We start from the raw sequence: 26,442 nt of genomic DNA, 5'->3' as shown, positions 1-26,442 counted from the left end.
GGACGAGGGCGCGGGCGTGCTGGCGGTCACGAGCGCAACCTCCGGGTGTAAAAGCGGACGGCGAGCAGCATGCCGGTGACCGTGCAGGCGAGCAGGAAGGCGAGGTGCACGACGAGCATGAGCGGCGACATCGGCGCGCCGTAGCTGGCGAGCCGGGCGAGCTCGGTGCCGTGCCACACCGGCGAGATCCAGCCGATCCAGTGCAGGTAGGTCGGCATCGCCGAGAGCGGGAAGAAGGTGCCGGCGAAGAGGAACATCGGCATGACGACGAAGCGCTGGATGAAGGAGAACTGGAAGCCCTCGTCGGTCAGCGTCGAGGCGTAGGCCTGCAGCGGCGCACCGAAGGCGGTCGCGGTGAGCACGCCGATCGGGACCACCAGCCACGACCAGCCGCTCGGGGCGGCGCCGAAGGCCAGCATGATCAGCCAGAAGATCGTCGACTGGACCAGGAAGCGGATGACCACGGCCAGCAGGTGGCCCAGGGCGATCTGCCCCGGGCTGACCGGCGTGGAGACCGGGCCGTAGTAGAGGCGCTGCCACTTGAAGCCCTGCATGACGGGATAGGTCATCTCGCCGCTCACGGACATCACGACCGTGGAGACGAGCAGCGCCGGGGCCACGAACGTCAGGTAGTCGACGCCGTCGACGGAGCCCACGCCGGAGCTGACGAGCGTGCCCAGGCCGATGCCCATGGCGACCATGTAGAGGAGGGGCTGGCCGACGGCGTAGAGCATGATCGGCCAGAAGTAGGCGCGCATGCCGCGGAGCACCGTCTCGGCGTAGAACCAGGTGCCACGGGCGCGGGCACGGGCCGCCATGACGGTGTGCCCGGGGGCCCTGCCGGAGTAGGCCAGCGCGGCCGGGTCGAGCTCGGTGCGGACGTGCTCAGTCAACGAGCGTCCTTCCCGTCAGGCGCAGGAAGACGTCCTCCAGCGAGGAGCGACGCACCAGCGAGGTGATGGGGTGCAGGCCCCGGCGGTTGATCTCCTCCAGGGCGGCCTCCCCGTCGTCGGTGTAGACGAGGATGCGGTCGGGGAGCACCTCGTTGCGCGCGCCGACGCCCTCGAGCTGGGCGACGACCTGGGCGTTGCGCTCGGACCCGAAGCGGACCTCGACGACCTCGCGGGTGGAGTGCTCGCGGATCAGCTGGCGCGGGGAGCCCTCGGCCATGATCCGGCCGTGGTCGACGACGATGAGCCGGTCGCACAGCTGCTCGGCCTCGTCCATGAAGTGCGTCGTGACGACCAGCGTCGTGCCGGCCTCCTTGAGGCGGAAGAGCCGGTCCCAGAGCACGTGCCGGGCCTGCGGGTCGAGGCCGGTCGTCGGCTCGTCGAGCATGAGGATCTTGGGCTCGTTGACGAGGCCGCGCGCGATGGTGAGACGGCGCTTCATACCCCCGGAGAGGTCGCCGACCTTGGCGTCGGCCTTGGCCTCCAGCTGGGCGAAGGCCAGCAGCTCCTGCGAGCGCGGGAGCAGGTAGGAACGGGGCAGCCCGAAGTAGCGGCCGTACATGACGATGTTCTCGCGGACCCGCAGCTCTTCGTCGAGGTTGTCCTGCTGCGGGACGACGCCGAGGTGGGCGCGGATCTCCGGGCCGTGGTCGGCCGGGTCCATGCCGAGCACCGTCAGCTCGCCGCCGGAGCGGTCGAGGGTGCCGCCGATCATCCGCATCGTGGTCGACTTGCCGGCGCCGTTGGGCCCGAGCAGGCCGAAGCTCTCCCCCGCCCGGACCTCGAAGTCGATGCCGTCGACGGCGGTGAAGTCGCCGTACACCTTGCGCAAGCCACGTGCGCTGATCACCGGTTCTGCCACGTCGGAGCACTCTACGTCCGACCCCCGACAGACCTGCACGGGGTTGTCGAACAGGTTCGTCAGAGCCGCTCGCGGAGCCAGGCGAAGTCGGCCCGGTGCTCCTCCGGACCGCCCGGCGTCTCGCAGATGACCGGTGCCCCGGCGGCGCGGACCACGGCGGCGAGCTCGTCGGGATCGATCTGGCCGGTGCCGAAGCTGGTGTGCCGGTCGGCGCCGGAGTCGAAGGCGTCGCGGCTGTCGTTGGCGTGCACGAGGTCGATCCGGCCCGTGATCTCGTGGATGCGCTCGGCGGCCTCCGCCAGGGGGATGCCGCCGGCCCATGCGTGGCAGGTGTCGAGGCAGAAGCCGACGTTCTCGGCGCCGTCGGCCTCCTGGACGGCCGCCCAGAGCGCCTCGATGCGGTCCAGTCGCCGCGCCATGGCGTTGTCACCACCGGCGGTGTTCTCGATGAGCACCGGCACCTTGAGGTCGGTGGCCTGGATGGCCTTGCGCCAGTTGTCGAAGCCCGTGGCCGGGTCGTCACCCTTGTTGACGTGGCCACCGTGCACGATCAGGCCCTTGGCGCCGATCTCGGCGGCCGCGTCGACGTGCTGCTGGAGCAGCTTGCGGCTCGGGATGCGGATGCGGTTGTTGGTCGTCGCGACGTTGACGATGTAGGGCGCGTGGACGTAGAGGTCGACGCCCGCCTCCTCCGCCGCGGCCCGCAGCGCCGCCGCCCCGCCGGCGTAGTGGACCTCCGGGCCCTTGTAGCCCTGCGGGTCGCCGAGGAAGTGCTGCACGAGCGTGGTGCCGCGTGCCAGCGCCTCGGCGACGGGGTCGGTCTGGTCGACGTGCGCACCGATCCGGATCGTCATACCCGCCACTGTAGGCGGCGCCGGGGACAGGTGGTCGGCCCGCTCAGGCGCGGGCGGTGCGGACGGCGACGAGCCGGGCGTCGCCGGGGCCGAGGTCCGCCCAGGCCTCCTCGGTGGTGAGCACCGCGCAGGTGGCCGTGGGGAAGCCCTCGTCGAGAGCGGCCAGCGCGTCGGGGTCGGAGGCGTCCTCGTCGGCGAGACCGGCGGCGACGATGCCCATGACCGGCTGGTGGCCGACGAGCCAGACGACCGAGCTCTCCTCCGGCACCTCGCGGACCGCCTCGAGCACCCGCTGGGCACCGCCGTCGTAGAGACCGCGGCCGCCCCAGACCTCGACGTCGTCGGCGTCCGCACCCGTGAGCGCGTGCGCGGTGGTCTGCCGCGTCCGGGCCGCCGGGGAGGAGAGCACGAGGTCGGGGACCAGCGCCTCCCCCGCCAGCCACCGACCGAGCTCCTCGGCGTCGGCGCGGCCGCGGGGCGCGAGCTCGCGGGCGACGTCACCCTGCGGGTGCCCCTGCTCGGCCTTGGCGTGACGGATGACGACGAGCGTGCGGGTCATGGGGCCCACGCTAGCGCCGGGGCTCAGCCGGTCGCGACGACGTGGTCCAGCCGGCCCCGGTCCCGGTATGCGGTGAGCTGGCGGGTCAGGTAGCGCCCCATCCGCGGGAAGGAGGCGGGGCTCCCGCCGCCGACGTGCGGGCTGACCAGCACGCCGGGGGTCGACCACAGCGGGTGCCCCTCCGGCAGCGGCTCGGGGTCGGTGACGTCGAGCGCTGCGCGCAGGCGGCCGGCGGCGCACTCGCGCTGGAGGGCCTCGGTGTCCACCACCGGTCCGCGGGCGACGTTGACCACGAGGGCGTCGTCGGGCAGGGCGGCGAGCGCGGCGGTGTCGACCAGCCCGCGGGTCGCCTCGGTGAGCGGGACGGCGAGCACGAGGATGTCGGCCTCGGGCAGCAGCGCGGGCAGCTCCTCGATGCCGTGGACCCGGTCGACGAGGTCGTCGCCGGGGCGCGGCTGGCTGGCCACCGCCACGACCTCGCACTCGCTGGCGAGCAGCCGCCGGGTCAGCGCCCGGCCGATGCCGCCGTAGCCCACGACGAGCACCCGCGAGTCCGCGAGCGAGCGGAGCTTGCCGTCGCCGCCGCGCTCCCACCGGCCCTCGGACTGCGCCCGCACGTAGCCGGGCAGCCCCCGCTGCGAGGCGAGGATCAGCGCGAGCGCCAGCTCTGCCGTGGCGGTGTCGTGCACGCCGACCGCGTTGGCGAGGTCGACGCCGGCGGGCAGGTAGGGCAGCGCGTGCTCGTAGCCCGCGCTGGCGAGCACCACGCCCCGCAGGCCGGGGATCTCCTCGAGCCGGGTCAGCCAGCGGCCGGCCACGAACGGCAGCGACAGCACGTCGACCTCGCGGCCACCGCCGGGAGGCGTCTCGAGGTCCCGGGGGTCGTAGGGCAGGACCTCGACCCCGTCGACGGGGTCGAGGTGCTCGACGAACATGGTCGGGACCGCGACGACTGGCTGCCTGCTCATCCCGCACACGCTACGTCGCGGCCGTACCGGCCCCGAGCAGGGGTCGGACGGGCACGGCATACCCACGAGAGCAGGGGTCGTGCGATCAGCTGCGCGTGGCCCGGGTCAGCCCTCCACACCGAGCGTCGACAGGATGAGATCGCGGGCGCGGGCCGCGTCGGCCTGGCCGCGCATCTCCTTCATGACCTGACCGATGAGCGCGCCGACGGCCTGCACCTTGCCGCCGCGGATCTTCTCCACGACGCCCTCGTTGGCGGCGATGACCTTGTCGACCGCGGCCTGCAGCGCGCCGTCGTCCTGGACGAGCTCCAGGCCGCGGGCGTCGGCGACCTCGGTCGGGCCGCCCTCGCCGGCGAGCACGCCGTCGAGCACCTGGCGGGCCATCGAGTCGTTGAGGCGACCGCCGGTGACGAGGGAGTCCAGCTCGGCGATGTGCGCCGGCGTGACGCCCAGCTCTGTCACGGCCACGCCCTGGGCGTTGGCCCGGCGGGCGAGCTCTCCCGACCACCACTTGCGGGCGGCCGCGGGCGAGGCGCCGGCGGCGACGGTCTCCTCGATGACGTCGACCGCCTGGGCGTTGATGACGTCGCGCATCTCGAGGTCGGTGAAGCCCCATTCCTCCTGCAGCCGGCGGCGGCGCACGGCCGGGTTCTCCGGCAGCGTGGCGCGCAGACGCTCGACGTCCTCGCGGCTCGGGGCCACGGGCACGAGGTCGGGCTCGGGGAAGTAGCGGTAGTCGTCGGCGTCGGACTTGGGACGGCCGGCGGTGGTGATGCCGGTGTCCTCGTGCCAGTGCCGGGTCTCCTGGAAGATCTTCTCGCCGGCGTCGAGGACTGCGGCGTGCCGCGTGATCTCGTAGCGCACCGCCCGCTCGACCGAGCGCAGCGAGTTGACGTTCTTGGTCTCGGTGCGCGTGCCGAAGGTGTCCGAGCCGACGGGCATGAGGGAGACGTTGGCGTCGCAGCGGATGTTGCCCTGCTCCATGCGGCCGTGGGTGACGTCGAGGGCCCGCAGCAGGTCGCGCAGCGCCGAGACGTAGGCACGCGCCACCTCGGGGGCACGGGAGCCAGCGCCGGTGATCGGCTTGGTGACGATCTCGATGAGCGGGATGCCGGCGCGGTTGTAGTCGACGACGGAGTAGTCGGCGCCGTGGATGCGGCCGGTCGCGCCACCCACGTGGGTCGACTTGCCGGTGTCCTCCTCCATGTGTGCGCGCTCGATCTCGACGCGATAGGTCTCGACGCCCTCACCGTCCAGCGCCGGCAGCTCGACGTCCATGTAGCCGTTGAAGGCGATCGGCTCGTCGTACTGCGAGGTCTGGAAGTTCTTCGGCATGTCCGGGTAGAAGTAGTTCTTCCGGGCGAAGCGGCACCACTCGGCGATCTGGCAGTTGAGCGCCAGGCCGATGCGGATCGCGGACTCGACGGCCGTGGCGTTGACCACCGGCAGCGCGCCGGGCAGGCCCAGGCAGACCGGGCAGGTCTGGGTGTTGGGCTCGGCGCCGAAGTCGGTGGCGCAGCCGCAGAACATCTTGGTGGCCGTCGACAGCTCGACGTGCACCTCGAGGCCCATGACCGGCTCGTAGCGGCTCATCGCCTCGTCGAAGGGCACCACGGGGGCGCTGGTCTGGGTCACGCTCACGCGCGCGCCTCCTCGGTCTCGTCGGTGCGGGTATGCGGTGCCGCCGGGGCGGCCTCGGGCACCTCGGGCAGGCGGTCGATGACCAGGCCGCCCTGCACCTCGGCGAGACGGGCCTCGAGGGCCGCGCCCACGGCATACATGCGCTGGTCCTCCATGGCCGGGGCCAGGATCTGGAAGCCGACCGGCAGGCCGTCCTCCTCGGCGACGCCCGCCGGGATCGACATGCCGGGCACGCCGGCGAGGTTGGCCGGGATGGTGGCGATGTCGTTGAGGTACATCGCCATCGGGTCGTCGAGCTTGTCGCCGATCTTGAAGGCCGTGGTCGGCGCGGTCGGGCTGACGAGCACGTCGGCCTGCTCGAAGGCCGCGGCGAAGTCGCGAGCGATGAGCGTGCGGACCTTCTGCGCCTGGCCGTAGTAGGCGTCGTAGTAGCCGCTGGACAGCGCGTAGGTGCCCAGGATGATGCGGCGCTTGACCTCGTCGCCGAAGCCGGCGTCGCGGCTGGCGGCCATGACCTGCTCGGCGCTCGGGCTGCCGTCCGGCACGACGCGCCGGCCGTAGCGCATGGCGTCGTAGCGGGCCAGGTTGGAGCTCGCCTCCGACGGGAGGATGAGGTAGTAGGCCGCCATCGCGTAGGTGAAGTGCGGGCAGGAGACCTCGACGATCTCGGCGCCCAGCTCGCGCAGCTGGTCGAGCGCCTCCTCGAATCGGGCCAGCACGCCGGGCTGGAAGCCCTCCCCGCCGATCTCCTTGACGACACCGACGCGCAGGCCGGTCAGGTCGCGGGTGCCGGTGGCCGCCGCGACGACCGGCGGCACCGGGGCGTCGATGCTGGTGGAGTCCATCGGGTCGTGGCCGCCGAGCACCTCGTGCAGGAGCGCGGCGTCGGCGACGGTGCGGGCGCACGGGCCGATCTGGTCCAGGCTCGAGGCCAGCGCGATGATGCCGTAGCGGCTCACCCCGCCGTAGGTCGGCTTGGCGCCCACGGTGCCGGTCACGGCCGCGGGCTGGCGGATGGAGCCGCCGGTGTCGGAGCCGATCGCCAGCGGGGCCAGGAAGCCCGCGACGGCCGCGGACGAGCCACCGCCGGAGCCGCCGGGGATGCGCTCGAGGTCCCACGGGTTGCGGGTCGGGCCGAAGGCGCTGTGCTCGGTGGAGGAGCCCATCGCGAACTCGTCCATGTTGGTCTTGCCCAGGATGGGCATCCGCGCCTCGCGCAGCCTGGTCACGATCGTCGCGTCGTAGGGCGGGACGAAGTCCTCGAGCATGCGGGAGCCGGCGGTCGTGGTCAGGCCCTCGGTGCAGGCGATGTCCTTGACGGCGACGGGGACGCCCGCCAGGCGGGGCAGGCTCTCGCCCGCCGCGCGCGCCCGGTCGACCTCGGCCGCGGTGGCCAGGGCGCCCTCGGCGTCGACGAGCAGGTAGGCGTTGAGCGCGGGGTTGAGGCGCTCGATGCGGTCCAGATGGGCCTGGGTCAGCTCGACGGAGGTGAACTCCCCCGCGGCCAGGCCGTCGGCCATCTGGACGGCGGTGAGACGGGTCAGGTCGGTGGTCTGCGTCATGTCCGTCCTCACTCCTCGTCCAGGATCCGCGGCACGCCGAAGCGCCCGTCCTCAGGGTCGGGCGCGTTGGCCAGCGCCTGCTCGGCGCTCAGGCTGGGCCGCACCTCGTCCGGCCGGGTGACGTTGACCAGGGGCAACGGGTGCGACATCGGGGGCACGTCGGCGGCGGCGACCTCGTTGACCTGGCCGACCCACCCGACGATCTGGTCGAGCTGCCCGGCCAGGGTGTCGAGCTCGTGCTCCTCGAGCTGGATCCGGGCCAGCATGGCGACGTGCGCGACGTCCTCGCGCGAGAGGTTGGACATGGGGGCCAGTCTAGGTGCCACCCGCCGGGGCTCCTGCCCCCGTCCCCTCGTCCGGTCAGGCGCTGGTGAGGCGCTCCAGCACCATCGCCGGCTGCGGGTTGGTGTGCGGCACCCCGTCGATCACGACCGTCGGCACGGTCTCGTTGCCGTCGTTGACGCTGCGGACGAAGGCGGCCGCCTCCTCGTCCTGCCAGATGTTGACCCAGACGGCGCGCTCGCCGTCCTTGCCGAGGTGGCCCTTGAGGCGCTGGCAGAAGCCGCACCCCGGCCGCCAGTAGATGACCACCTGACGCTCGGACTCGGGCATGGCGAGGACCTCCTGGTGGGTGGTGGTGCGGCCGCCCCGCCAGGGAGCGGTCCACCACACGAGGGCGAGACCGACCACGGCGTAGCCGACGGCGAAGAACCAGTCGCGCTGCCAGAGGGAGGTGCCCACGACCAGCGCCACGAGGACGAGCAGGACGATCCACAACCGGCGACGCATGTCTCCAGGGTATGTCGTGCGCGCGCCGTTCAGCCGGTCGCGGCCCGGTGGCGCAGCAGGTCGGCGGTCACCTGCAGCTGGCCGTGGTGCTGCATCAGCTCCTCGAGCACGTGGACCAGCGCACCACCCTGGGTGCGGCCGGCGGGTCGGGCCGCGGTCTCGGGGCGGTCCTGACCGGGGCACGGCGCCGTCCAGTCGGCGCCGGCAAGGGCCTCGGCGAGCACCGCGCGGGCGGCCCGCACACGCTCCTCCAGGTCGGCGACCGTCCCCGCGGCGCGGAACTCGGCGTCGCGGTCACGATGGTTGGGCCGCCCGGCGACCTTGTGGCCTGCCCAGAAGTCGATGACGCCCGCGCAGTGCACGACGATCGCGTAGGGGCTGTTGCTGCCGGGCGCCTCGAGCCGATCGTTGACGAGGTCGTCGCCCAGCTCGCGGCAGAGCGCCAGCATCCCGTCGAGCGCGGTGTCGGCGAAGGACAGGACGTCGGCGTCGTCGAGGTGGTTCACCCCTCGTCCCCCTCACCCTCGTCGCCGTCGCCGTCCTCGGCCTCCTCGCCCAGACCCAGCGCGGCCGGGCCGCCCTCGAGCAGCCGCACGAACTGCTCCTCGTCGAGGATGGTCAGGCCCAGCTCCTCGGCCTTGGCGGCCTTGGAGCCGGCATTGGCACCGACGACGACGAAGTCGGTCTTCTTCGACACCGACCCGGCGGCCTTGCCGCCGCGGCTGACGATGGCCTCCTTGGACTCGTCGCGGCTGAAGCCCTCGAGCGAGCCCGTGACGACGACGGTCAGGCCCTCGAGGGTCCGCTCGACCGACTCGTCGCGCTCGTCGGCCATCCGCACGCCGTCGGCGGCCCAGCGCTCGACGATCTCGCGGTGCCAGTCGACCTCGAACCAGTCCTTGACCGACTCGGCGATCACCTGACCGACGCCCTCGGTCGCCGCCAGCTCCTCCACGCTGGCCGACCGGATCGCGTCCATGGACCCGAACTCGGTGGCCAGGGCCCGGGCTGCGGTGGGCCCGACGTGCCGGATCGAGAGGGCGACGAGCACCCGCCACAGGGGCTGGTTCTTGGCCTGCTGCAGGTTCTCGACGAGCTTGAGCCCGTTGGCCGAGAGCACCCGGCCGTCGACGACGGCGTCCTCCGGGTCGCTCTTTTTCGCGGCGCGGGTGTAGAGCGGCACCCGGCGGATGTCGTCGGCCGTCAGGGAGAAGAGGGTGGCCTCGTTGGTCAGCACGCCGGCCTCGAGCAGGGCGTTGACCCCCTCGCCGCCGAGCGCCTCGATGTCGAAGGCGCCCCGGCTCGCCAGCGAGTAGAGCCGCTCCCGCAGCTGGGCGGGGCACTTCTCGCTGTTGGGGCAGCGGATGTCCTTGTCGCCCTCCTTCTCCGGCCGCAGCGGCGTGCCGCAGGACGGGCACTCGGTGGGCATCACGAACGGGCGCTCGCTGCCGTCGCGCTTGTCGACGACCGGCCCGAGGATCTCGGGGATGACGTCGCCGGCCTTGCGCAGCACCACGGTGTCGCCGATGAGCACGCCCTTGCGCTCCACCTCCGAGGCGTTGTGCAGCGTGGCCCGCTCCACCGTGGACCCGGCCACCTGCACCGGCTCCATCAGCCCCCACGGCGTGACCCGGCCGGTGCGCCCGACGTCGACGCGGATGTCGAGGAGGGTGGTGGTGACCTCCTCGGGCGGGTACTTGAACGCGATCGCCCACCGCGGCGCCCGCGAGGTCGACCCGAGCCGACGCTGGACCGAGACCTCGTCGACCTTGACGACGACCCCGTCGATCTCGTGCTCGACGTCGTGCCGGTGCTCGCCGTAGTAGGCGATGTAGTCGAGGACGTCCTTGATCGTGGGCACGACCCGGGTGCGCTCGGAGACCGGCAGGCCCCAGGCGGCGAGCAGCTCGTAGGCGTGCGACTGGCTGGCGATGTCGAAGCCCTCCCGGGCCCCGATGCCGTGGACGTACATCCGCAGCCCGCGCTGGGCGGTGATGCGGGGGTCCTTCTGCCGCAGCGAGCCCGCGGCGGTGTTGCGGGGGTTGGCGTAGGGCGGCTTGCCCGCCTCGACGAGCGCGGCGTTGAGCTCCTCGAAGGCCGCCACCGGGAAGAAGACCTCGCCCCGCACCTCGACAAGGCGCGGGATCGGCACGGGCGCGTCGGTGTCGTCGCCGCCCTCGACGACGGCGCCCTCCTGCGGCACGCCCTCGGCCTCCTGCTGCTCCGGCGCACGCAGCTGGTGGGGCACCCCCTTGATCGTGCGCACGTTGAGCGTGACGTCCTCGCCCGTGCGGCCGTCGCCACGGGTCAGCGCCCGCACCAGGCGGCCGTCCTCGTAGAGCAGGTTGACGGCCAGGCCGTCGATCTTCAGCTCGCAGAGATAGCTGATCCCGGCGCCGCCGGCGTCGCGCTCCACGCGCTCGGCCCACTGCTCCACCTCCTCGGTCGAGAAGGCGTTGTCCAGGCTGAGCATGCGCTCGAGGTGGTCGACGGCCCGGAACTCGGTGGAGAACGTGCCGCCCACGACCTGGGTGGGGCTGTCGGGCACCCGCAGACCGGGATGCGCCTCCTCCAGCTCCTCCAGCTCGCGCACCAGCGCGTCGAACTCGCCGTCGCTGATCGTCGGCGCATCCTTGACGTAGTAGGCGAACTGGTGGCCCCGGATCTCCTCGGCCAGCTCGGTCCAGCGGTGGCGCGCCTCCTCCGGCACGTCGTCGGCGACGGGGACGGTCGGGTGGTCCGCGGTGCTCTCGCTCACCCGTCCATCTTGGCAGGCTCCACCGACAGCCCGGCGTCCTGCGGCGCGTCGCCCGCACGGGCGGAGGGGCGGCGCTGCGGACCGGTGATCAGGACCGACCCGGCCAGCACCACGACGGCGCCGACCAGCACGACCGGGCCGACGCTCTCACCGAGCGCGACCACGCCGAGCAGCACGGAGACGACGATGATCGGGTAGGTCACCGAGGTGGCGACCGTGGGGCCGGCGGCGCGGACCACGGCATACTGCATCGCCTGGGCGAGGCCCGTGCCGACGATGCCGAGCACGACGACCGCCAGGACCGGACCCCACAGCGACCAGCCGCCGTCGGCGGCACCGGGGCCGCCCGGCGCGAGCGGGCCCCCGCCGGACGCACCGCGTACGAGCCAGTCGAGCAGGAGCAGGACAGGCACCTGGGCGGCCGCCACGAGCAACTGGGCGGCGGGCATGGAGAAGCCGCCCGGGTCGGCGTCGCGCAGGAAGCGCCGCACGTAGGTCCAGCCCACGCCATAGCTCGCCGACGCGGCCAGCACCATCGCCAGGCCGAGCGGGTCGGGGCCGTGCTCGGCGGACCAGGGCTGGGCGATGAGCACGACGCCGAGGAAACCGATGGCCACGCCGAGCTGGCGGCGCCGGCCGACCGGCTCGCCCGGCAGCAGCAGCGCGGTCGCGAGGACCGTGACCACGGGGGTGGTGGCGTTGGAGATGCCGGCGATCGCCGTGGTCACCCGTTGCTCCCCCGCCGCGAAGAGGAACCACGGCAGCGTGCACAGCAGCGTGCCGGTCACGAGCAGATGGCCCCAGGTGCGGCGACCGCGCGGGAGCCGGGTGCGCGTCAGCGCGACCAGGAGCGCCAGCACTGCCGCGCCGCACAGGATGCGCAGCGCGGTGACCTGGACGGGCGTCAGCGACCCCAGACCGAGCTTGATGAGCAGATAGCTCGAGCCCCAGATGAAGGCGAGCGCGACGTACCAGACCTGCCACGGCAGGGCCCCGGTCCGGCGGCTCACCGGGCAAATTCTTCGTTCACGCGGCACATCGTCCCACCGGGGTCGGACGGACCCGCCGGGAGGTGGGTATGCCGTTCGCGCGGGTGTCGTCGACGCCTTGCTGCGCGGCGTGCAGGTCGCTCAGGCGAGCGCGACGTCGGCCAGGCGCGCGGCGGCCGTCACGGTGCCGGCGGTCAGGGCACGGGCCCCCTCCGGGGCGGCGCCCGCGAGGCCACAGGCCGGCGTGACGGTGACACCGGTGAGATCGCGGACCGGCAGGCCGAGCTCGCGCCAGCGGCGCACGAATGCGTCGACCCGCGGTCCGGGCTGAGGGTCGCCGTCCGTCGGCAGGAGGCCTGCCCAGACCGCGACCCCCGCGTCGAGGAGCTCGGCGACGCGCTCCCAGCCGGCGGTCGACAGCAGCGCGACGTCGAGCGCCACCGCGTCGGCGCCGGTCTGGCGCAGCAGGTGGAGCGGCACGTCGGGGGCGCAGGAGTGGACCGCGACCTGCACCGCTCCGGCACCGCGCGCGGCGTCCACGACGGAGGCCATCGACGTCACGAGCTCGCCCGTGCTCGGCGTGCGCAGGACGCGGTAGCCCGACTCGGACCGGATGCGGCCCAGGGAGACGGCCGTCAGCGACGGCTCGTCGACCTGCACCACGACGTCGGCGCCGGGCACGAGGCGGCGGACGGCGGCCACGTGGCCGGCCACGCCCTCGGCGATGGAGGCGGTCAGGTCACGGGTGGCGCCGGGGTCGGAGAGCACCCGGTCGCCCAGCGGGAGCCAGAGCGACGCGGCGAGGGTCCAGGGGCCGCCGACCTGCAGCTTGAGCGGGCCGGTCCAGCCGTCGAAGGCCTCGGCGAGCTCGTCGAGGTCCTGGCGCCACCAGGCGGCGGTGCGCTCGGCGTCGCGGCCGGGGCGGTCGACGAGCCGCCAGCCCTGGGGCTGGAGGTCGACGGGCAGGTCGACGAGGAGCCCTGCGGAGCGGCCGACGAGGTCGCTGCCGGGTCCGCGCGCGGGCAGCTCGGGCAGGTAGGGCAGTCCGGTCACGCCCTCCGGGGCTGGGTCGGCGAGCTCGCCCCGGACCACCCGCAGCGCCTCGCGGACGTCGGTGCCGGGCCAGGAGCCGACGCCGGTGGCGACGACCCGTGGGTCGACGGTCGAGCCGGTCGGGCGCGCGGGCTCGGAGGACGTCGGGTTGGGGTCGGGCACGACCCCAACCCTAGTCGCGGCCGGCGGTGCGGACCCTGCGCGGGTCGGACGGCCGGGCCTCCAAGGGTCGGGTGCGGCCCGGACGGGGCGTCAGGCTCCCGGACCCAGCCACTCCAGCCCGGGCACGTTGCGGAGCACCCAGTAGGCCGCGACGAGGACCGGGATCGTGGCGAGCAGCCGGGGGCCCGGGGTCCAGCGGCGCGGGACGCCCAGCCACGCGCGTCGCACGGCGGTCAACCACACGAGCACGAGCAGCGGACCGACGACCAGCAGGGCCGGGTTGCGCTGCCAGGCGGTCGCGACGTCGCCGTGACTGAGGGCGTGGATCGCCCGCAGCGTGCCGCAGCCGGGGCAGACGAGGCCGGTGGTCGCCAGGTAGGGGCAGGTGAGCCAGCTGCCCGGGTCGTTGGGGTCGCGCAGGGCAACAGCGGTGCAGAGGCCGAGGGCGCTGGCGGCGGTGAGCAGCGGCGTGCGCAGGCGGCGCCACCGCCCGGTGGCCCGGTCGGGGGCCGCGGCGGTGCCGTGCGAGGGCGGTGCGGTGCTCGTCATACCTGGTCTCGATCTGGTGGTGCCGGCTGGTCCGGGGGCCCACCCGACGGCGGGCCCCCGGGGACCTGTCAGAAGTCGGAGAAGTTGGACATGGCGCCGGTCGACCAGTTGAAGACGATGCCGAGGGCCCACAGCACCAGCGAGACGATCGCGATGATGCGGGCGGTCTTGACCTTGTTGACGTCGTAGCCGCCGGGGGCCCCGAGGATGCCGTTGGACTTGACGAGCACCCAGATGTTGACCGGGGCGCAGCAGATCAGGGCGATGATGCTGGTGATGAGGAGCTTCTGCCCCTCCGGGTGCTCGGCGCCCGGGCCACCGAGGCCGAAGCCGCCCTGGCCGCCGGGAGGCGGCTCCCAGCCGGGGGTGCCGCCTCCGGGGGGCGGGGGCGGGGAGGACTCGTAGGACATCTGGGACTCCTTCGTCGCTGTGCTCGACTGGCCGGAGGGGCTCTCCGACCGCGCCGCCGATCCTCGCACACCGGCAGGTCCGAACGCCGGACGTGCGGCCGTCCCCTGGGGACGACGTGCCGCCGGGCGGTGTCCTCAGTCGGCGGCTGCCGCGCGCCCGGCGCGCGCGATGGTGCCCGAACCGACGACCCGGGTGCCCTCGTAGAGCACCACCGACTGCCCCGGCGCGACGCCGCGGACGCGCTCCTCGAGACGCACGACGAGGCGGTCCTCACCGTCGCCGCGCTCGACCCGGGCGGTGGCGGGGTGCTCGGCCCCGTGGGCGCGCACCTGGGCGCCCACGCGCACCTCGTCCTCCGGCGCGGGGCCGCACCAGCGCACGTGGTCGGCGGTGATCAGGTCGACGCCGAGCAGCTCCTCGGGACCGACGACGACGGTGTTGGTGCGGGTGTCGGTGGACACGACAAACCTCTTGGAGCCGTCCGGCGGCGGCACCTTGAGGCCGAGCCCGCGGCGCTGCCCGACGGTGTAGCCGTGGGCGCCGTCGTGCTCCCCGAGCACCGTGCCCTCGGTGTCGACGACCGGGCCGGGGCGCCGGCCGAGGCGACCGGCGAGCCAGCCGCGGGTGTCGCCGTCGGAGATGAAGCAGATGTCGTGGCTGTCGGGCTTCTTGGCCACGGAGAAGCCGCGCTCGGCGGCCTCCTGCCGGATCTGCGGCTTGGTCGTGTCGCCGAGCGGGAAGAAGGAGCGGGCGAGCTGGTCGGCGTCGAGCACGCCGAGCACGTAGGACTGGTCCTTGGCGGCGTCCACGGCCCGGTGCAGCTCGCGCCGCACGCCGCCGGGTGCGTCGGGGGCGGGCACCTCGACGACCTGGGCGTAGTGCCCGGTCGCGACGGCGTCGAAGCCGAGGGCCAGCGCCTTGTCGAGCAGCGCGGCGAACTTGATCTTCTCGTTGCAGCGCAGGCACGGGTTGGGCGTGCGGCCCGCGGCGTACTCGGCGACGAAGTCCTCGACGACGTCCTCGCGGAAGCGCTCGGCCATGTCCCAGACGTAGAACGGGATGCCGAGGCGGTCCGCCACCCGACGTGCGTCGCCGGCGTCCTCGATCGTGCAGCAGCCGCGGGCGCTCTCGCGCAGGGTCGCCGCCGACTGGGCCAGCGCGAGGTGCACGCCCACGACCTCGTGCCCGGCGTCGAGCATGCGCGCAGCGGCGACGGCGCTGTCCACGCCGCCGCTCATCGCGGCCACCACCCTCACACGCGGCTCCGGGAGGCGGCGTGGGCCCGGCGGGCGCGCTCGAGGGCGGCGGGCAGGGCGGCGAGGAAGGCGTCGACGTCGGCCTGGCTGGAGCCGTGGCCGAGGGTGAGGCGCAGGGCGCCGACGGCCTCGCGCTCCGGGACGCCCATCGCCAGCAGCACGTGGCTGGGCCGGGGCACGCCGGCGCGGCAGGCCGAGCCGGTGGAGCACGCGATGCCGGCGGCGTCGAGCAGGTAGAGCAGGGAGTCGCCCTCGCAGTCGGCGACGCGCAGGTGGACGTTGCCGGGCAGGCGACCGGTGACGTCGCCCGGGGACCAGCGGCCGCTGACGCGGATGGCGTCGTCGATGGCCAGCGCGCCCTGGATGAGGGAGTCGCGCAGCACCGAGAGGTGGCGGGCGTGGCTGGCCTGGTGCTCGGCCGCGTGCGCGACCGCCTCGGCCAGGCCGGCGATGCCGGGGGTGTCGAGGGTGCCCGAGCGCAGCTGGCGCTCCTGGCCGCCGCCGTGGGTCAGCGGCACCGGCTTCTGGTCGCGGCCGGCCGTGAGCACGCCGACCCCGAGGGGGCCGCCGATCTTGTGGCCCGTGATCACGCCGAGGTCGACGGTGGACAGGTCGACGGGCACCTGGCCGAGCGCCTGCACCGCGTCGGAGTGGAACGGTATGCCGTGCGCGCGGGCGAGCGCGGCGAGCTCGGGCACCGGCTGGACGGTGCCGACCTCGTTGTTGGCCCACATCACGCTGGCGACCGCGACGTTCTCCGGGCCGCCGTCGGCCTCGAGCGCGGTGGCGAAGGCCTGCGGGGTGACGAGGCCCTCGGCGTCCGGCTCGACCCAGGTGACGCGGGCGCCGTGCGCGCGGACGAGGTGCTCGACCGAGTCGAGGACGGCGTGGTGCTCGACGCCGGAGACGACCAGGCGGTCGCGCCGCAGACCGTCCGGGCCGTGGAGTCGCGCGGCGTAGGTGCCCTTGACGGCGATGTTGTCCGACTCGGTGCCGCCCGAGGTGAAGATCACCTCCGAGGGGCGCACCCGCAGCGCCTCGGCGACCCGCTCGCGGGACTCCTCGACGACCCGCCGTGCCTCGCGGCCGGGGCCGTGCAGCGAGCTGGCGTTGCCGACCTGGCGCATGGTGCGGGCGACGACCTCGACAACCTCGTCCAGCACCGGGGTGGTGGCGGCGTGGTCGAGGTAGACGGAGGTCGAAGTCAGCACCGGACGAGTCTACGTGCGCCTGCCGGGAGGCTCCTGGGCGGCGGGCACGGGCCGGGGCTCCCTGTGAGCGAGCGGAGAGGCGCCCGGGAACGCCGCGTCCCGCAGGCCTCCGGCCGGAGCCGGGTCCTGCGGGACGCGTCGGGACGTGCGGGGCGGTCAGCCCTTGAGCTTGCCGATCTCCTCGGTGGCCTGCGGAAGGACCGTGAAGAGGTCGCCCACGACGCCGTAGTCGACGAGCTCGAAGATCGGGGCCTCGGGGTCCTTGTTGACCGCGACGATCGTCTTCGAGGTCTGCATGCCGGCGCGGTGCTGGATGGCACCGGAGATGCCGGCCGCGACGTAGAGCTGCGGGGAGACCTGGACACCGGTCTGGCCCACCTGTGCCGAGTGCGGGTACCAGCCCGCGTCGACGGCGGCGCGGGAGGCGCCGACGGCCGCGCCGAGGGAGTCCGCGAAGGCCTCGACCGGCGAGAAGTCGCCACCGGTGCCGCGCCCGCCGGAGACCACGATGGCGGCCTCGGTCAGGGACGGACGGCCGCTGGCGGCCTTCTCCTTGCGCTCGGTGATGCGGGCCGCCTTCGCGGCGTCCGAGAGCTGCACGTCGACGGTCTCGACGGCCGCCGGGGCGCCGCCGGTCTGCTCGACCGGGATGCTGTTGGGCTTGAGCGTGACCACCGGGGACCCCTGCCGCACCACGGAGGTGACGGTGTAGGAACCGGCGAAGACCGACTGGACGGTCTGCACGCCGCCGCCGTCGGCGGGGGTGACGTCGACCGCGTCCGTGATGATGCCGGAGGAGGTCTTGACCGCGAGGCGGGCGGCGACCTCCTTGCCCTCGCTGGTGGAGGGCAGCAGCACCGCCGCCGGGGAGGTCTGACCCACGAGGGTGGCCAGGACCTCGGCGAGCGGGGCCACGAGGTGGTCCGTCACCTCGGAGGACTCGACCGCGTAGACCTTGGTCGCGCCGTGCGCGCCCAGGGTCTCGGCGGCGGCCGGGGCTCCGGCGCCGACGAAGACCGCGGCGGGCTCGCCCAGGCGGGCGGCAGCGGTCAGGGCCTCCAGGGTGGACTTGCGGACGTCGCCGTCGACGTGGTCGACCAGGACGAGAACTTCAGCCATCTGCGCTATCTCCTTGAGGTCTTGGTCGGTCTCAGACGAACTTGCGGGAGGCCAGGAACTGCGCCAGCTTCACGCCGCCGTCGCCCTCGTCGGTCACGACCTCGCCGGCCGCGCGCGGCGGGCGGGCGGTGATCTCGACGACCTGCGAGAGCGCGGCGTCGAGACCCACCTGCGAGGCGTCCACGCCGAGGTCGGCGAGGCTCCAGGTGTCCACGGGCTTCTTCTTGGCGGCCATGATCCCCTTGAAGGAGGGGTAGCGCGGCTCGTTGATCTGGTCGGTGACGCTCACCAGCGCCGGCAGCGAGGCCTCGACGGTCTGGGAGTCGGTCTCGGAGTCGCGGCGGACGCGCACGGTCGAGCCCTCGACGGACAGCTCGGAGGCGAAGGTCACCTGGGGCAGGCCCAGGCGCTCGGCCAGCATGGCGGGCACGACGCTCATCACGCCGTCGGTGGAGGCGAGACCGGTGACGACCAGGTCGACGTCGCCGATCTTCTTGATGGCCTCGGCGAGCACCAGGGAGGTGGCCAGCGCGTCGGAGCCGGCGATCGCGTCGTCGGTCACGACGACGCCCTTGTCCGCGCCCATCTGCAGCGCCTTCTTCACCGCGGCCACCGCGTCGTCCGGGCCCATCGTCAGGACCGTGACCTCACCCTCGCCGGCCTCGACCAGCTGCAGCGCGGCCTCGACGGCGTACTCGTCCAGCTCGGACAGGAGCCCGTCCACGGACTCGCGGTCAGCGGTGTGGTCAGCCTCGAAGCCCCGGTCACCCTGGGCGTCGGGCACGTACTTCACACAGACGACGATGTTCATCTGTCACGTCCTCGTGGTTGCGGAATCAGGTGGGGTCCATCTTGACACTCACGGCAGGCGTTCCCGAACACGGGGGTCGGCAGGCACTTAGCCGAGGATGGCGTGCAGCGCCCAGGTGAGGGCGAGCAGGAGGAGCGTCATCAGCGGGAGCACCAGGGCCGAGAAGACCCGGACGCCCCTGACCGGCCCACGCCCCTGACCCGGGGCGGTGATCCGGTCGCCGTCCGCGGGTCCGTCGAACCAGCTGACGACCGTGCTGACCACGAGGAGCAGGACCCCGGCCAGCCCCAGGGGCAGGGCCGGCACCGTGAGGAGCGGCTCGGCGAACAGGCCGTAGAGGCCGACGACGACGCCGACCAGCACCGCCGGGGCGAGGAGGGCCAGCCAGCGGTGCTCCACGACCACGCGCAGGGTGGCGTCGAGGAACAGGGTGGAGGCGAGCAGCACCAGGACCGCCAGGCCGACCAGCTCGCCGGTCGTGACCTCGACCGGTCCGCCGTCCAGCCAGCCGCCGAAGGCCGCGACGGTGACGAGCATCCCGACCAGGCCGAGCAGCGTGCTCACGACCGTCGCGGCCCCGACGCGCCAGCCGGTGCCGGCGGCTCCCGTGGCGGCAGCGATCTCGCGGGCGTAGGTCCGGGCGTCGCCGAACGCCTCGGACGCGGGCTCCCCCGCCTCCACGACGTGGGCCTCGACGGTCAGCAACGCGTCGCCAATCCTGGCACCGGGGACGGAGAGGAGACGCAGCTCCACGACGAACTCCTCGCGCCAGTCCGGGTCGACGTGCGGGGCGATGGCGGCGGGGTCGCCGGCGACCTTCTCGGCCAGCCTGCCGCGGGCCCGTCCGGGGGTGTGGTCCATGTCAGCTGCTCCCTGCCTGCTGGGCGAGCGCACCGTCGGTGAGCTCGCGGGTGGTCGTGGTGAAGGCGGCCCAGCGGGCGGCCAGCTCGGCGGCCTCGCGGCGCCCCTGGGCGGTGAGCGCGAAGTACTTGCGGCCGGGACCGCCCTCGCCGGGCCGCCACTCGACCTCGACGTGGCCCGCCTCCTCGAGGCGGCCGAGCAATGGGTAGAGGGTGCCGCCCTTGACGGCGCCCAGGCCGGCCTCCGCGAGGCGCTGGGTGAGGGCATAGCCGTAGCTCGGGCCGTCGAGCAGGATCCGCAGGACGCACACGCCCAGCACCCCGCGCAGCCACTCGCTCGGCCACTGTTCCGCGCTCATGACTAGATCGTATGACTGACTAGTCAGAGACGCAAGCTAGTGATGAGCGTTCCCCCTGCCCACGCCATACCCGGTGCTCCCTCCTGGAGCAGTCGGCCGCCGCCTCGTGCGAACAATGGGACGGGTTCGTGCCGCCATGACGACACGAACTCGTCCCACTCTCGGGCGCCCCGGCCCGCAGGGGCCTCCGACTGCCGGCCACCGACCTCATCGACGCAGTGGTGGGTTGTGGTCGCTCTGGCGACCACAACCCACCACTCTGTTCGACAGCCGCCCACGAGCGCCCTCCCACCCCCACACCCCCGGTATGCCGCAGGCCGGGTGCTCCGTCGTGGAGCACCCGGCCTGGCGGCGGTCGGACGGGTCAGCGGCCCTCGAAGGAGGCCTTCCCCGGACCGTCCTTGACGAAGGACGTCATGCCGATCTCGCGGTCCTTGGTGGCGAAGACGCCGGCGAACTGCATCGCCTCGATCGCCAGACCGGTCTCGAGGTCGTTGTCCAGACCCCGGTCGATGGCCTCCTTGGCGGCGCGCAGCGCGAAGGCCGGGCCGTGGACGTAGCGCTCGACGCGGGCGACGGCGGCGGCGTAGGCGCCACCGGCCGGGGCGACCTCGTCGGCGAGGCCGATCGCCAGCGCCTCCTGGGCGTCGATCATGCGGCCGGTGAAGACCAGGTCCTTGGCGCGGGAGGCGCCGACGAGGCGGGCCAGGCGCTGGGTGCCGCCGGCCCCGGGGATGACGCCGAGCAGGATCTCCGGCTGGCCGAGGCGCGCGTCCTCGGCGACGACGCGGAAGTCGCAGCACATCGCCAGCTCGCACCCGGCGCCCAGGGCGTAGCCCTCGATCGCGGCGACGGTCGGCTTGGGGATCCGGGCGACGGCGGTGAAGCAGGCCTGGATGAGCGGGGCGCGCTGGACCATGTCGGTGTAGGACATGCCCTGCATCTCCTTGATGTCCGCGCCCGCGGCGAACACCTTCTCGCCGCCGTAGACCACGACCGCCGCGACCTCGTCGTCGGCGGAGACGATGCTGGCCGCCTCACCGATGGCGTCCTGGATCTCGATCGACAGCGGGTTCATCTTCGGCCGGTCGATCCGGATGGTGGCGATGCTGGAGTCGATCTCCACCCGGACGAACTCGCTGGCCGTGCTCACGGTACGGCTCACTTCTCACCTTCCTCGGGGGTCGCGGCGCCCCAGCCCTGCTGGCCGGCGGAGCCGATGGACAGCCACGGGCCGACGGCGGTGCCCTCGGGGGCGTTCTCCGGCAGCTCGGGCTCCAGGCCCTGCTCGGCCTGGGACTTGGCGACGACGTTGCGGTGCCAGAGCGACAGCGCCTGCAGGATGAGGCCGGTCGCGATCTGCAGCTTGGGCTTGGGCTGCTCCTGGCGGGCGATGATCTGCTCCACGGCGAGCACGAGGTTGCCGCCGGCGATGCCGGCCTTGACGAGGTTGACGCCCAGCGTGACGTCGTTGCAGCCGTTGAGGCGCGTCAGCATGTCGGCCGGCACGGTGCTGGCGACCTGCCACTGCCCGAAGACCCGCATGATGTCGAACTGCTCGCCCTGGACGACCTTGACGAACATCTTCTGGTCGTTGATCTCGAAGGACACGTCGCCCTCGGGGTCCAGGTTGGGGCTGAGGTTCATGTCCTGCAGCGCATCGATCACGCGGCCGGAGAGCGGGCGGTCCTGCGGCGGCGGCGGGAAGTTGGGGAACGACGTGGGATCGGTCATGGCCCCAACGTACCCGGCAGGCCAGGACGGCCGAAGCCGCCCCGGTGGGAGGCGGTGCGCGGCGCCCGCGGCGGGGTCCCACGGGGACCCGTGCGCGCTGCATACCCTGGGGCGCATGGTCCCGCCCGCGCGCCCGCGCCGCAGCCCCGAGAGCCCGCCGCCGCTGGGCGTCACCACCTCCGAGCTCGGCACCGAGGTGGCGGTCGTGGCCCGCCACGCCACCGCCGTCGAGCTGTGCGTCGACACCCCCGACGGCGAGCGCCGCGTGCCCCTGCGGTGGCACGTCTCCGGCATCTGGTGGGACGTCGTGCCGGAGGGCCTGCTCGCCCCGGGCACCCGCTACGGCTTCCGGGCCGACGGCCCCTGGGACCCGGCGGCCGGCCACCGCCACAACCCCGCCAAGCTGCTGCTCGACCCCTACGGCCGGGCGGTCGACGGCTGGGTGCACTGGGAGCCCGAGGTCTACGGCCACGTGGTGGACGCCGACGGCCGGCACCACCCCGACGAGCGGGACGACCGCGACTCAGCCGCCCTCGTGCCGCGCTCGGTCGTCGTCGACCACGCCTACGACTGGGGCGACGACGAGCCGCCCGCGGTGCCGTGGTCGCGCACGGTGGTCTACGAGGCTCACGTCCGCGGCCTCACCATGCGCCACCCGGAGGTGCCGCCCGAGCTGCAGGGCACGTATGCCGCGCTGGGCCACCCCGCGGTGCTCGACCACCTCACCGGTCTCGGTGTGACCTCGCTGGAGCTGCTGCCCGTGCACGCCTTCGCCTCCGAGCCGGCGCTGGTGGAGCGAGGCCTGCGCAACTACTGGGGTTACAACACCCTGGGGTTCTTCGCGCCGCACGCCGGCTACGCCTCCGCCAACGACCCGCAGGGCGTGGTCGACGAGCTCAAGGGGGCGGTGCGCGCGCTGCACTCCGTCGGCATCGAGGTGCTGCTCGACGTCGTCTACAACCACACCGCCGAGCAGTCCTGCACCGGCGGGCCCACGCTGTCGTGGCGCGGCCTGGACAACCAGACCTACTACCGCCTCGACGCGCACGGCCGCGACGCCGACGTCACCGGCACCGGCAACTCCGTCGACCTGCGCGACCCGCTCGTCGTGCGGATGGTGCTCGACTCGCTGCGGCACTGGGTGGAGGACTACCACGTCGACGGCTTCCGCTTCGACCTCGCGCCGGCCCTGGCGCGCGGCTCGCACGGCTTCTCCCCCGACCACCCCTTCCTCGTGGCGCTGCAGACCGACCCGGTGCTCTCGCAGGTCAAGCTGATCGCCGAGCCCTGGGACGTCGGTCCGCACGGCTGGCGCACCGGGCAGTTCCCGCCGCCCTTCCGGGAGTGGAACGACCGCTACCGCGACACCGTGCGCACCTTCTGGCTCGCCGACGTCGCCCGCGAGCGCGAGGGCCACGCCGGCCACGGCGTGCGCGAGCTGGCCACCCGCATCGCCGGCTCCGCCGACGTCGTCGGCACCGACCGGGGCGCCACCGCCTCGGTCAACATGGTCACCGCCCACGACGGCTTCACGCTCGCCGACCTCACGGCCTACGACCACAAGCACAACCACGCCAACGGCGAGGACAACCGCGACGGGCACGGCGACAACCGCTCCTGGAACCACGGCGTCGAGGGCCCGACGACCGACGCCCGGGTGCTCGAGGACCGGCGCCGCTCGATGCGCAACCTGCTCGGCACGGTGCTGCTGTCCACCGGTGTGCCCATGATCGTCGCCGGCGACGAGCTCGGCCGGACCCAGCAGGGCAACAACAACGCCTACAACCAGGACAACGCCCTCTCCTGGGTGTCCTGGCGGCTGGAGCCCTGGCAGGAGGAGCTGCTGGCCGACGCCCGGACGCTCGTGGCCCTGCGGCGCGAGCTGGCGGTCCTGCGTCCCGCGCTGCTGCCGACCTTCGAGCCGGAGCCGGGGCGGACGCGGCTGCGCTGGTACGCCGAGGACGGTGGCAGCGTCTCGCACCAGGCGTGGGAGGACCCGCGCAGACGGACCGTGGTGGCGCTCTACGACACGCTGCACGAGGAGCACGACCGGCAGGCCGTGGCCCTCGTCCTGCACGCCGGCTCCTCCGGCACCGAGGTGGCCCCGCCGGCGGTCGACGGGGTGCAGGCCTGGACGGTCCGCTGGAGCAGCGCGGCGTCCCTGCCCGAGGGCGACGAGCTGGAGCCGGGTATGCCGTGGGCCGTCCCCGCGACGAGCCTCACCGTGCTGGTCGGCCAGCTGGAGGAGCCCCCCGCCTGACGGCGGGGGCCGACCCCGACGCGGACCCGGGCGACGGCATACCGGAACGGGCGACGGCCCGGCTCCCCGTGAGGGGAACCGGGCCGTCGGCGTCGTCGGGGCCGCGTCAGGGCAGGGTGACGAGCCCCAGCTCGGCGTCGGACGAGAGGTGCTCGTGCCGCGGCAGCACCCGGACCGTCCAGCCCAGGGCGCCCGTGCGGGCGAGGCGGAGGCGGCCGTCGAAGCGGTGGCGGCCCTCCTCGTAGGACTGCGTCGGCTGCAGGTCGACGTACTCCGGGTCGGTGATGGTGTCCTCGGCGTTGGCCCGGCCGTAGGCCATCTGCACCCGGACCTCGCGCGGGTCGAGGTCGCCGAGCGCCACGTAGGCGTGCACCGCGATCTCGTCACCGATCTGCGGGGCGTCCGCCAGGCCTTCGGCGTCCACGTGGTCGACGCGCACGTGCCGCCAGTTGGCCTTCACCTTGTCGACGTAGGCCGCCAGCGAGCGCGCACCGGCGTACCCGTCGGCCTCGACCGCCCAGGCCGCGTGGGCGGCCGGCCAGTAGAGGGACTCGGTGTAGTCGCGGACCATGCGGTCGGCGAGGACCTTCGGGCCGAGCGTGGACAGCGTGTGGCTGACCATCTCGAGCCACCGCTGGGGCAGGCCCTGCTCGTCGCGGTCGTAGAACGTCGGGACGACCGTCTTCTCGAGCAGCTCGTAGAGGGCGGAGGCCTCGAGGTCGTCGCGGCGCTCGGGGTCCTCGACGCCGTCGGCGGTCGGGATCGCCCAGCCGTTCTGGCCGTCGTACCACTCGTCCCACCAGCCGTCGAGGATCGAGAGGTTGAGGGCGCCGTTGAGCGCGGCCTTCATGCCCGAGGTGCCGCACGCCTCGAAGGGGCGCAGCGGGTTGTTGAGCCAGACGTCGCAGCCCGGGTAGAGGCGCTGGGCCATCGCGATGTCGTAGTTGGGCAGGTAGATGATCCTGCCGCGGACCTCGGGGTCGTCGGTGAAGCGGACCATCTGCTGGATGAGCGCCTTGCCGGTGTCGTCGGCCGGGTGCGACTTGCCCGCGATGACGACCTGGACCGGCCGCTCGGGGTCGGTGAGCAGCTTCTTGAGGCGCTCGGGGTCGCGCAGCATGAGCGTGAGGCGCTTGTAGGTGGCGCCGCGCCGGGCGAAGCCGATCGTCAGCACGTCGGGGTCGAGGATGTCCTGGGTCCAGCCCAGCTCGGCCGCGGTCGCCCCCCGGTCGAGCAGCGACTGGTGGAAGCGTGCGCGGGCGTCCTCGATGAGCTGCTGGCGCAGCTCGCGCTTGGTCTCCCAGAAGGCGTCGATCGGCACCTGGTGGATGCGGGTGAAGACCGAGCGCGCGGACACCTCGGGCCCGAGGTGGTCGCGGGCGAGGTCGTAGAGGCTGCGGTCCACCCAGGTGCCGGCGTGCACGCCGTTGGTGACCGAGCCGATCGGCACCTCCTCGACGTCGAAGCCCGGCCACAGGCCCTGGAACATCTCCCGGCTCACGGCGCCGTGCAGCTTGCTCACGCCGTTGACCCGCTGGCCCAGGCGCATGCCCATGACGGCCATGTTGAAGCGGGAGGGGTCGCCGCCGTCGTAGTCCTCGGCGCCCAGCGCCAGGAGCCGGTCGACGGGGACGCCGGGCAGGCCGTTGCCCTCGCCGCCGAAGTGGGCGTGGATCGCCTCCATCGCGAAGCGGTCGATGCCGGCCGGCACGGGGGTGTGGGTGGTGAAGACGGTGCCGGCACGGACGGCCTGCAGCGCCTCGTCGAAGGCCAGACCGTGCTGGGTCACCAGCTCGCTGATCCGCTCGACGCCCTGGAAGCCGGCGTGGCCCTCGTTGGTGTGGTAGACGGTCGGCGCGGGGGCGCCGGTGATGCGGGAGTGGGCCCGCAGCGCGCGGACGCCGCCGATGCCGAGCAGCATCTCTTGCTCGAGGCGCTGGTCGCCACCTCCGCCGTAGAGGCGGTTGGTCACCTCGCGACGGCTGGGGTCGTTGGACTCGACGTCGGAGTCGAGCAGCAGCAGCGGCACGCGTCCGACCTGGGCGCGCCACACGTGCGCGTCGAGGTGGCCGCCGTGGGGCATCGCCAGGCGGATGACGACCGGGGCGCCGTCCTCCTCGCGCAGCAGCGACAGGGGCAGGTCGTCCGGGTCGAGGACCGGGTAGGACTCCTGCTGCCAGCCGTCGGCGTTGAAGCGCTGGGCGAAGTAGCCGGACTTGTAGAAGAGGCCGACGCCCACGATCGGGATGCCCTGGTCGGAGGCCGCCTTGAGGTGGTCGCCGGCGAGGATCCCCAGGCCGCCGGAGTACTGCGGCAGCACCGAGGTGATGCCGAACTCCGGGGAGAAGTAGGCGATGGCCTCGAGGGTGCGGCCGTCGCGCTCCCCTGCGCCGTGCTCGTGGTACCAGCGGGGCGTGCTCAGGTAGCGCTGGAGGTCCTCGTGGACCTCGCGCACGCGGGCGACGAAGTCCTCGTCCGCCGCCAGCCGCTCCATGTCCTCGCTGCGCAGCGAGGACAGGATCGCCACCGGGTCCTGCCCGGTCGACTCCCACAGCTCGGGGTCGAGACCGGCGAACAGGTCGCGGGTCGGCGGGTGCCAGGACCAGCGCAGGTTGAGCGCAAGGTCGTGCAGCGGGGAGAGGGTCTCGGGGAGGGCGGTCCGGACGTGCAACCGACGAATAGCCTTCACGAGGGGCAAGGATAGGGGACCGCACTGCAAGATCTT

General features: G+C 73.5%; 25 protein-coding genes. 1 reads left to right on the top strand and 24 read right to left on the bottom strand.

Features of this window, described 5'->3' with window-relative positions; all coding sequences use genetic code 11:
• Nucleotides 1-26: 26 nt before the first annotated feature.
• From FB476_RS04380 to FB476_RS04270, 23 genes are all read right to left on the bottom strand, one after another.
• Nucleotides 27-893 carry an ABC transporter permease gene (locus tag FB476_RS04380; protein WP_238329543.1) on the bottom strand — a complete coding sequence of 289 codons (867 nt, stop codon included), beginning with the start codon at nucleotides 891-893 and terminating at the stop codon, nucleotides 27-29.
• Nucleotides 886-1,812 (bottom strand): ABC transporter ATP-binding protein, encoded by a 927-nt coding sequence (locus FB476_RS04375; protein ID WP_141817702.1) that lies wholly within the window; start codon nucleotides 1,810-1,812, stop codon nucleotides 886-888. Before FB476_RS04375 ends, FB476_RS04380 begins: the two co-directional genes overlap by 8 nt.
• Nucleotides 1,813-1,871: 59 nt before the next feature.
• Nucleotides 1,872-2,666, bottom strand: coding sequence for a deoxyribonuclease IV (locus FB476_RS04370; protein WP_141817701.1), 795 nt, complete (start codon nucleotides 2,664-2,666; stop codon nucleotides 1,872-1,874).
• A 43-nt stretch (nucleotides 2,667-2,709) separates the two neighbouring features.
• Nucleotides 2,710-3,225: a SixA phosphatase family protein gene (locus FB476_RS04365; RefSeq protein WP_141817700.1), complete on the bottom strand. Its 516-nt coding sequence runs from the start codon at nucleotides 3,223-3,225 to the stop codon at nucleotides 2,710-2,712.
• 23 nt (nucleotides 3,226-3,248) lie between these two features.
• Nucleotides 3,249-4,193 (bottom strand): NAD(P)-dependent oxidoreductase, encoded by a 945-nt coding sequence (locus tag FB476_RS04360; RefSeq protein WP_141817699.1) that lies wholly within the window; start codon nucleotides 4,191-4,193, stop codon nucleotides 3,249-3,251.
• Nucleotides 4,194-4,298: 105 nt separating this feature from the next.
• On the bottom strand, nucleotides 4,299-5,828 hold the full coding sequence (gene gatB / locus FB476_RS04355) for an Asp-tRNA(Asn)/Glu-tRNA(Gln) amidotransferase subunit GatB (protein ID WP_420359365.1): 1,530 nt from the start codon (nucleotides 5,826-5,828) through the stop codon (nucleotides 4,299-4,301).
• A gap of 2 nt (nucleotides 5,829-5,830) precedes the next feature.
• Nucleotides 5,831-7,396: an Asp-tRNA(Asn)/Glu-tRNA(Gln) amidotransferase subunit GatA gene (gene gatA / locus FB476_RS04350; protein ID WP_141817697.1), complete on the bottom strand. Its 1,566-nt coding sequence runs from the start codon at nucleotides 7,394-7,396 to the stop codon at nucleotides 5,831-5,833.
• Nucleotides 7,397-7,404: 8 nt separating this feature from the next.
• Entirely contained in the window at nucleotides 7,405-7,701 is a 297-nt protein-coding gene (gatC, locus tag FB476_RS04345; RefSeq protein WP_141817696.1) for an Asp-tRNA(Asn)/Glu-tRNA(Gln) amidotransferase subunit GatC, read from the bottom strand.
• Nucleotides 7,702-7,756: 55 nt separating this feature from the next.
• A complete protein-coding gene (locus tag FB476_RS17175) occupies nucleotides 7,757-8,185 on the bottom strand; it encodes a glutaredoxin domain-containing protein (protein WP_337678336.1) in 429 nt (142 codons plus the stop codon).
• A gap of 29 nt (nucleotides 8,186-8,214) precedes the next feature.
• Entirely contained in the window at nucleotides 8,215-8,691 is a 477-nt protein-coding gene (locus FB476_RS04335) for a DinB family protein (protein WP_202876898.1), read from the bottom strand.
• A complete protein-coding gene (gene ligA, locus FB476_RS04330) occupies nucleotides 8,688-10,943 on the bottom strand; it encodes an NAD-dependent DNA ligase LigA (protein ID WP_141817695.1) in 2,256 nt (751 codons plus the stop codon). Before ligA ends, FB476_RS04335 begins: the two co-directional genes overlap by 4 nt.
• Nucleotides 10,940-11,953: a DMT family transporter gene (locus tag FB476_RS04325; protein ID WP_141817694.1), complete on the bottom strand. Its 1,014-nt coding sequence runs from the start codon at nucleotides 11,951-11,953 to the stop codon at nucleotides 10,940-10,942. The genes ligA and FB476_RS04325 overlap by 4 nt, the downstream gene beginning before the upstream one ends.
• Nucleotides 11,954-12,073: 120 nt before the next feature.
• Nucleotides 12,074-13,147: a uroporphyrinogen decarboxylase/cobalamine-independent methonine synthase family protein gene (locus FB476_RS04320; protein ID WP_141817693.1), complete on the bottom strand. Its 1,074-nt coding sequence runs from the start codon at nucleotides 13,145-13,147 to the stop codon at nucleotides 12,074-12,076.
• A gap of 90 nt (nucleotides 13,148-13,237) precedes the next feature.
• Nucleotides 13,238-13,696, bottom strand: coding sequence for a DUF2752 domain-containing protein (locus FB476_RS04315; protein WP_141817692.1), 459 nt, complete (start codon nucleotides 13,694-13,696; stop codon nucleotides 13,238-13,240).
• 68 nt (nucleotides 13,697-13,764) lie between these two features.
• The gene (locus FB476_RS16625) at nucleotides 13,765-14,106 is read right to left on the bottom strand and encodes a hypothetical protein (RefSeq protein WP_202876897.1); all 342 of its coding nucleotides are present in this window, start codon (nucleotides 14,104-14,106) and stop codon (nucleotides 13,765-13,767) included.
• 135 nt (nucleotides 14,107-14,241) lie between these two features.
• On the bottom strand, nucleotides 14,242-15,363 hold the full coding sequence (gene mnmA / locus FB476_RS04305; RefSeq protein WP_141817691.1) for a tRNA 2-thiouridine(34) synthase MnmA: 1,122 nt from the start codon (nucleotides 15,361-15,363) through the stop codon (nucleotides 14,242-14,244).
• Complete coding sequence (locus FB476_RS04300) at nucleotides 15,360-16,571, bottom strand: cysteine desulfurase family protein (RefSeq protein WP_141819843.1); 1,212 nt, start codon at nucleotides 16,569-16,571, stop codon at nucleotides 15,360-15,362. Before FB476_RS04300 ends, mnmA begins: the two co-directional genes overlap by 4 nt.
• 159 nt (nucleotides 16,572-16,730) lie before the next feature.
• The gene (locus FB476_RS04295; protein ID WP_141817690.1) at nucleotides 16,731-17,693 is read right to left on the bottom strand and encodes an electron transfer flavoprotein subunit alpha/FixB family protein; all 963 of its coding nucleotides are present in this window, start codon (nucleotides 17,691-17,693) and stop codon (nucleotides 16,731-16,733) included.
• Between the two features lie 31 nt (nucleotides 17,694-17,724).
• Nucleotides 17,725-18,504, bottom strand: a complete 780-nt coding sequence (locus FB476_RS04290) for an electron transfer flavoprotein subunit beta/FixA family protein (protein ID WP_141817689.1) — start codon at nucleotides 18,502-18,504, stop codon at nucleotides 17,725-17,727.
• A gap of 87 nt (nucleotides 18,505-18,591) precedes the next feature.
• On the bottom strand, nucleotides 18,592-19,365 hold the full coding sequence (locus FB476_RS04285) for a hypothetical protein (protein ID WP_141817688.1): 774 nt from the start codon (nucleotides 19,363-19,365) through the stop codon (nucleotides 18,592-18,594).
• Between the two features lies 1 nt (nucleotide 19,366).
• Nucleotides 19,367-19,723, bottom strand: a complete 357-nt coding sequence (locus tag FB476_RS04280; protein WP_141817687.1) for a PadR family transcriptional regulator — start codon at nucleotides 19,721-19,723, stop codon at nucleotides 19,367-19,369.
• Between the two features lie 364 nt (nucleotides 19,724-20,087).
• Complete coding sequence (locus FB476_RS04275; protein WP_141817686.1) at nucleotides 20,088-20,888, bottom strand: enoyl-CoA hydratase/isomerase family protein; 801 nt, start codon at nucleotides 20,886-20,888, stop codon at nucleotides 20,088-20,090.
• Nucleotides 20,885-21,457, bottom strand: a complete 573-nt coding sequence (locus FB476_RS04270; protein ID WP_141817685.1) for a hypothetical protein — start codon at nucleotides 21,455-21,457, stop codon at nucleotides 20,885-20,887. Before FB476_RS04270 ends, FB476_RS04275 begins: the two co-directional genes overlap by 4 nt.
• A gap of 115 nt (nucleotides 21,458-21,572) precedes the next feature.
• Here FB476_RS04270 and glgX point away from each other — a divergent pair, with 115 nt between their 5' ends.
• Nucleotides 21,573-23,717, top strand: coding sequence for a glycogen debranching protein GlgX (glgX, locus tag FB476_RS04265; protein ID WP_141817684.1), 2,145 nt, complete (start codon nucleotides 21,573-21,575; stop codon nucleotides 23,715-23,717).
• A 106-nt stretch (nucleotides 23,718-23,823) separates the two neighbouring features.
• Here glgX and glgP read toward each other — a convergent pair whose 3' ends face one another.
• Entirely contained in the window at nucleotides 23,824-26,406 is a 2,583-nt protein-coding gene (gene glgP, locus FB476_RS04260) for an alpha-glucan family phosphorylase (protein ID WP_141817683.1), read from the bottom strand.
• Nucleotides 26,407-26,442: the final 36 nt, after the last annotated feature.

Source organism: Ornithinimicrobium humiphilum, from assembly GCF_006716885.1.
GTDB lineage: Bacteria > Actinomycetota > Actinomycetes > Actinomycetales > Dermatophilaceae > Ornithinicoccus > Ornithinicoccus humiphilus.
This window is presented reverse-complemented; position numbering and strand designations above follow the sequence as displayed.

Excerpts from the sequence above, each read along its gene's own strand:
- FB476_RS04285 (WP_141817688.1), bottom strand. The coding sequence starts at position 19,365 with ATGGACCACACCCCCGGACGGGCCCGCGGCAGGCTGGCCGAGAAGGTC.
- FB476_RS04295 (WP_141817690.1), bottom strand. The coding sequence starts at position 17,693 with ATGGCTGAAGTTCTCGTCCTGGTCGACCACGTCGACGGCGACGTCCGC.
- gatA (WP_141817697.1), bottom strand. The coding sequence starts at position 7,396 with ATGACGCAGACCACCGACCTGACCCGTCTCACCGCCGTCCAGATGGCC.
- FB476_RS04280 (WP_141817687.1), bottom strand. The coding sequence starts at position 19,723 with ATGAGCGCGGAACAGTGGCCGAGCGAGTGGCTGCGCGGGGTGCTGGGC.
- FB476_RS16625 (WP_202876897.1), bottom strand. The coding sequence starts at position 14,106 with ATGTCCTACGAGTCCTCCCCGCCCCCGCCCCCCGGAGGCGGCACCCCC.
- FB476_RS04270 (WP_141817685.1), bottom strand. The coding sequence starts at position 21,457 with ATGACCGATCCCACGTCGTTCCCCAACTTCCCGCCGCCGCCGCAGGAC.
- FB476_RS17175 (WP_337678336.1), bottom strand. The coding sequence starts at position 8,185 with ATGCGTCGCCGGTTGTGGATCGTCCTGCTCGTCCTCGTGGCGCTGGTC.
- FB476_RS04370 (WP_141817701.1), bottom strand. The coding sequence starts at position 2,666 with ATGACGATCCGGATCGGTGCGCACGTCGACCAGACCGACCCCGTCGCC.
- FB476_RS04315 (WP_141817692.1), bottom strand. The coding sequence starts at position 13,696 with ATGACGAGCACCGCACCGCCCTCGCACGGCACCGCCGCGGCCCCCGAC.
- FB476_RS04360 (WP_141817699.1), bottom strand. The coding sequence starts at position 4,193 with ATGAGCAGGCAGCCAGTCGTCGCGGTCCCGACCATGTTCGTCGAGCAC.
- glgX (WP_141817684.1), top strand. The coding sequence starts at position 21,573 with ATGGTCCCGCCCGCGCGCCCGCGCCGCAGCCCCGAGAGCCCGCCGCCG.
- FB476_RS04365 (WP_141817700.1), bottom strand. The coding sequence starts at position 3,225 with ATGACCCGCACGCTCGTCGTCATCCGTCACGCCAAGGCCGAGCAGGGG.
- gatC (WP_141817696.1), bottom strand. The coding sequence starts at position 7,701 with ATGTCCAACCTCTCGCGCGAGGACGTCGCGCACGTCGCCATGCTGGCC.
- FB476_RS04290 (WP_141817689.1), bottom strand. The coding sequence starts at position 18,504 with ATGAACATCGTCGTCTGTGTGAAGTACGTGCCCGACGCCCAGGGTGAC.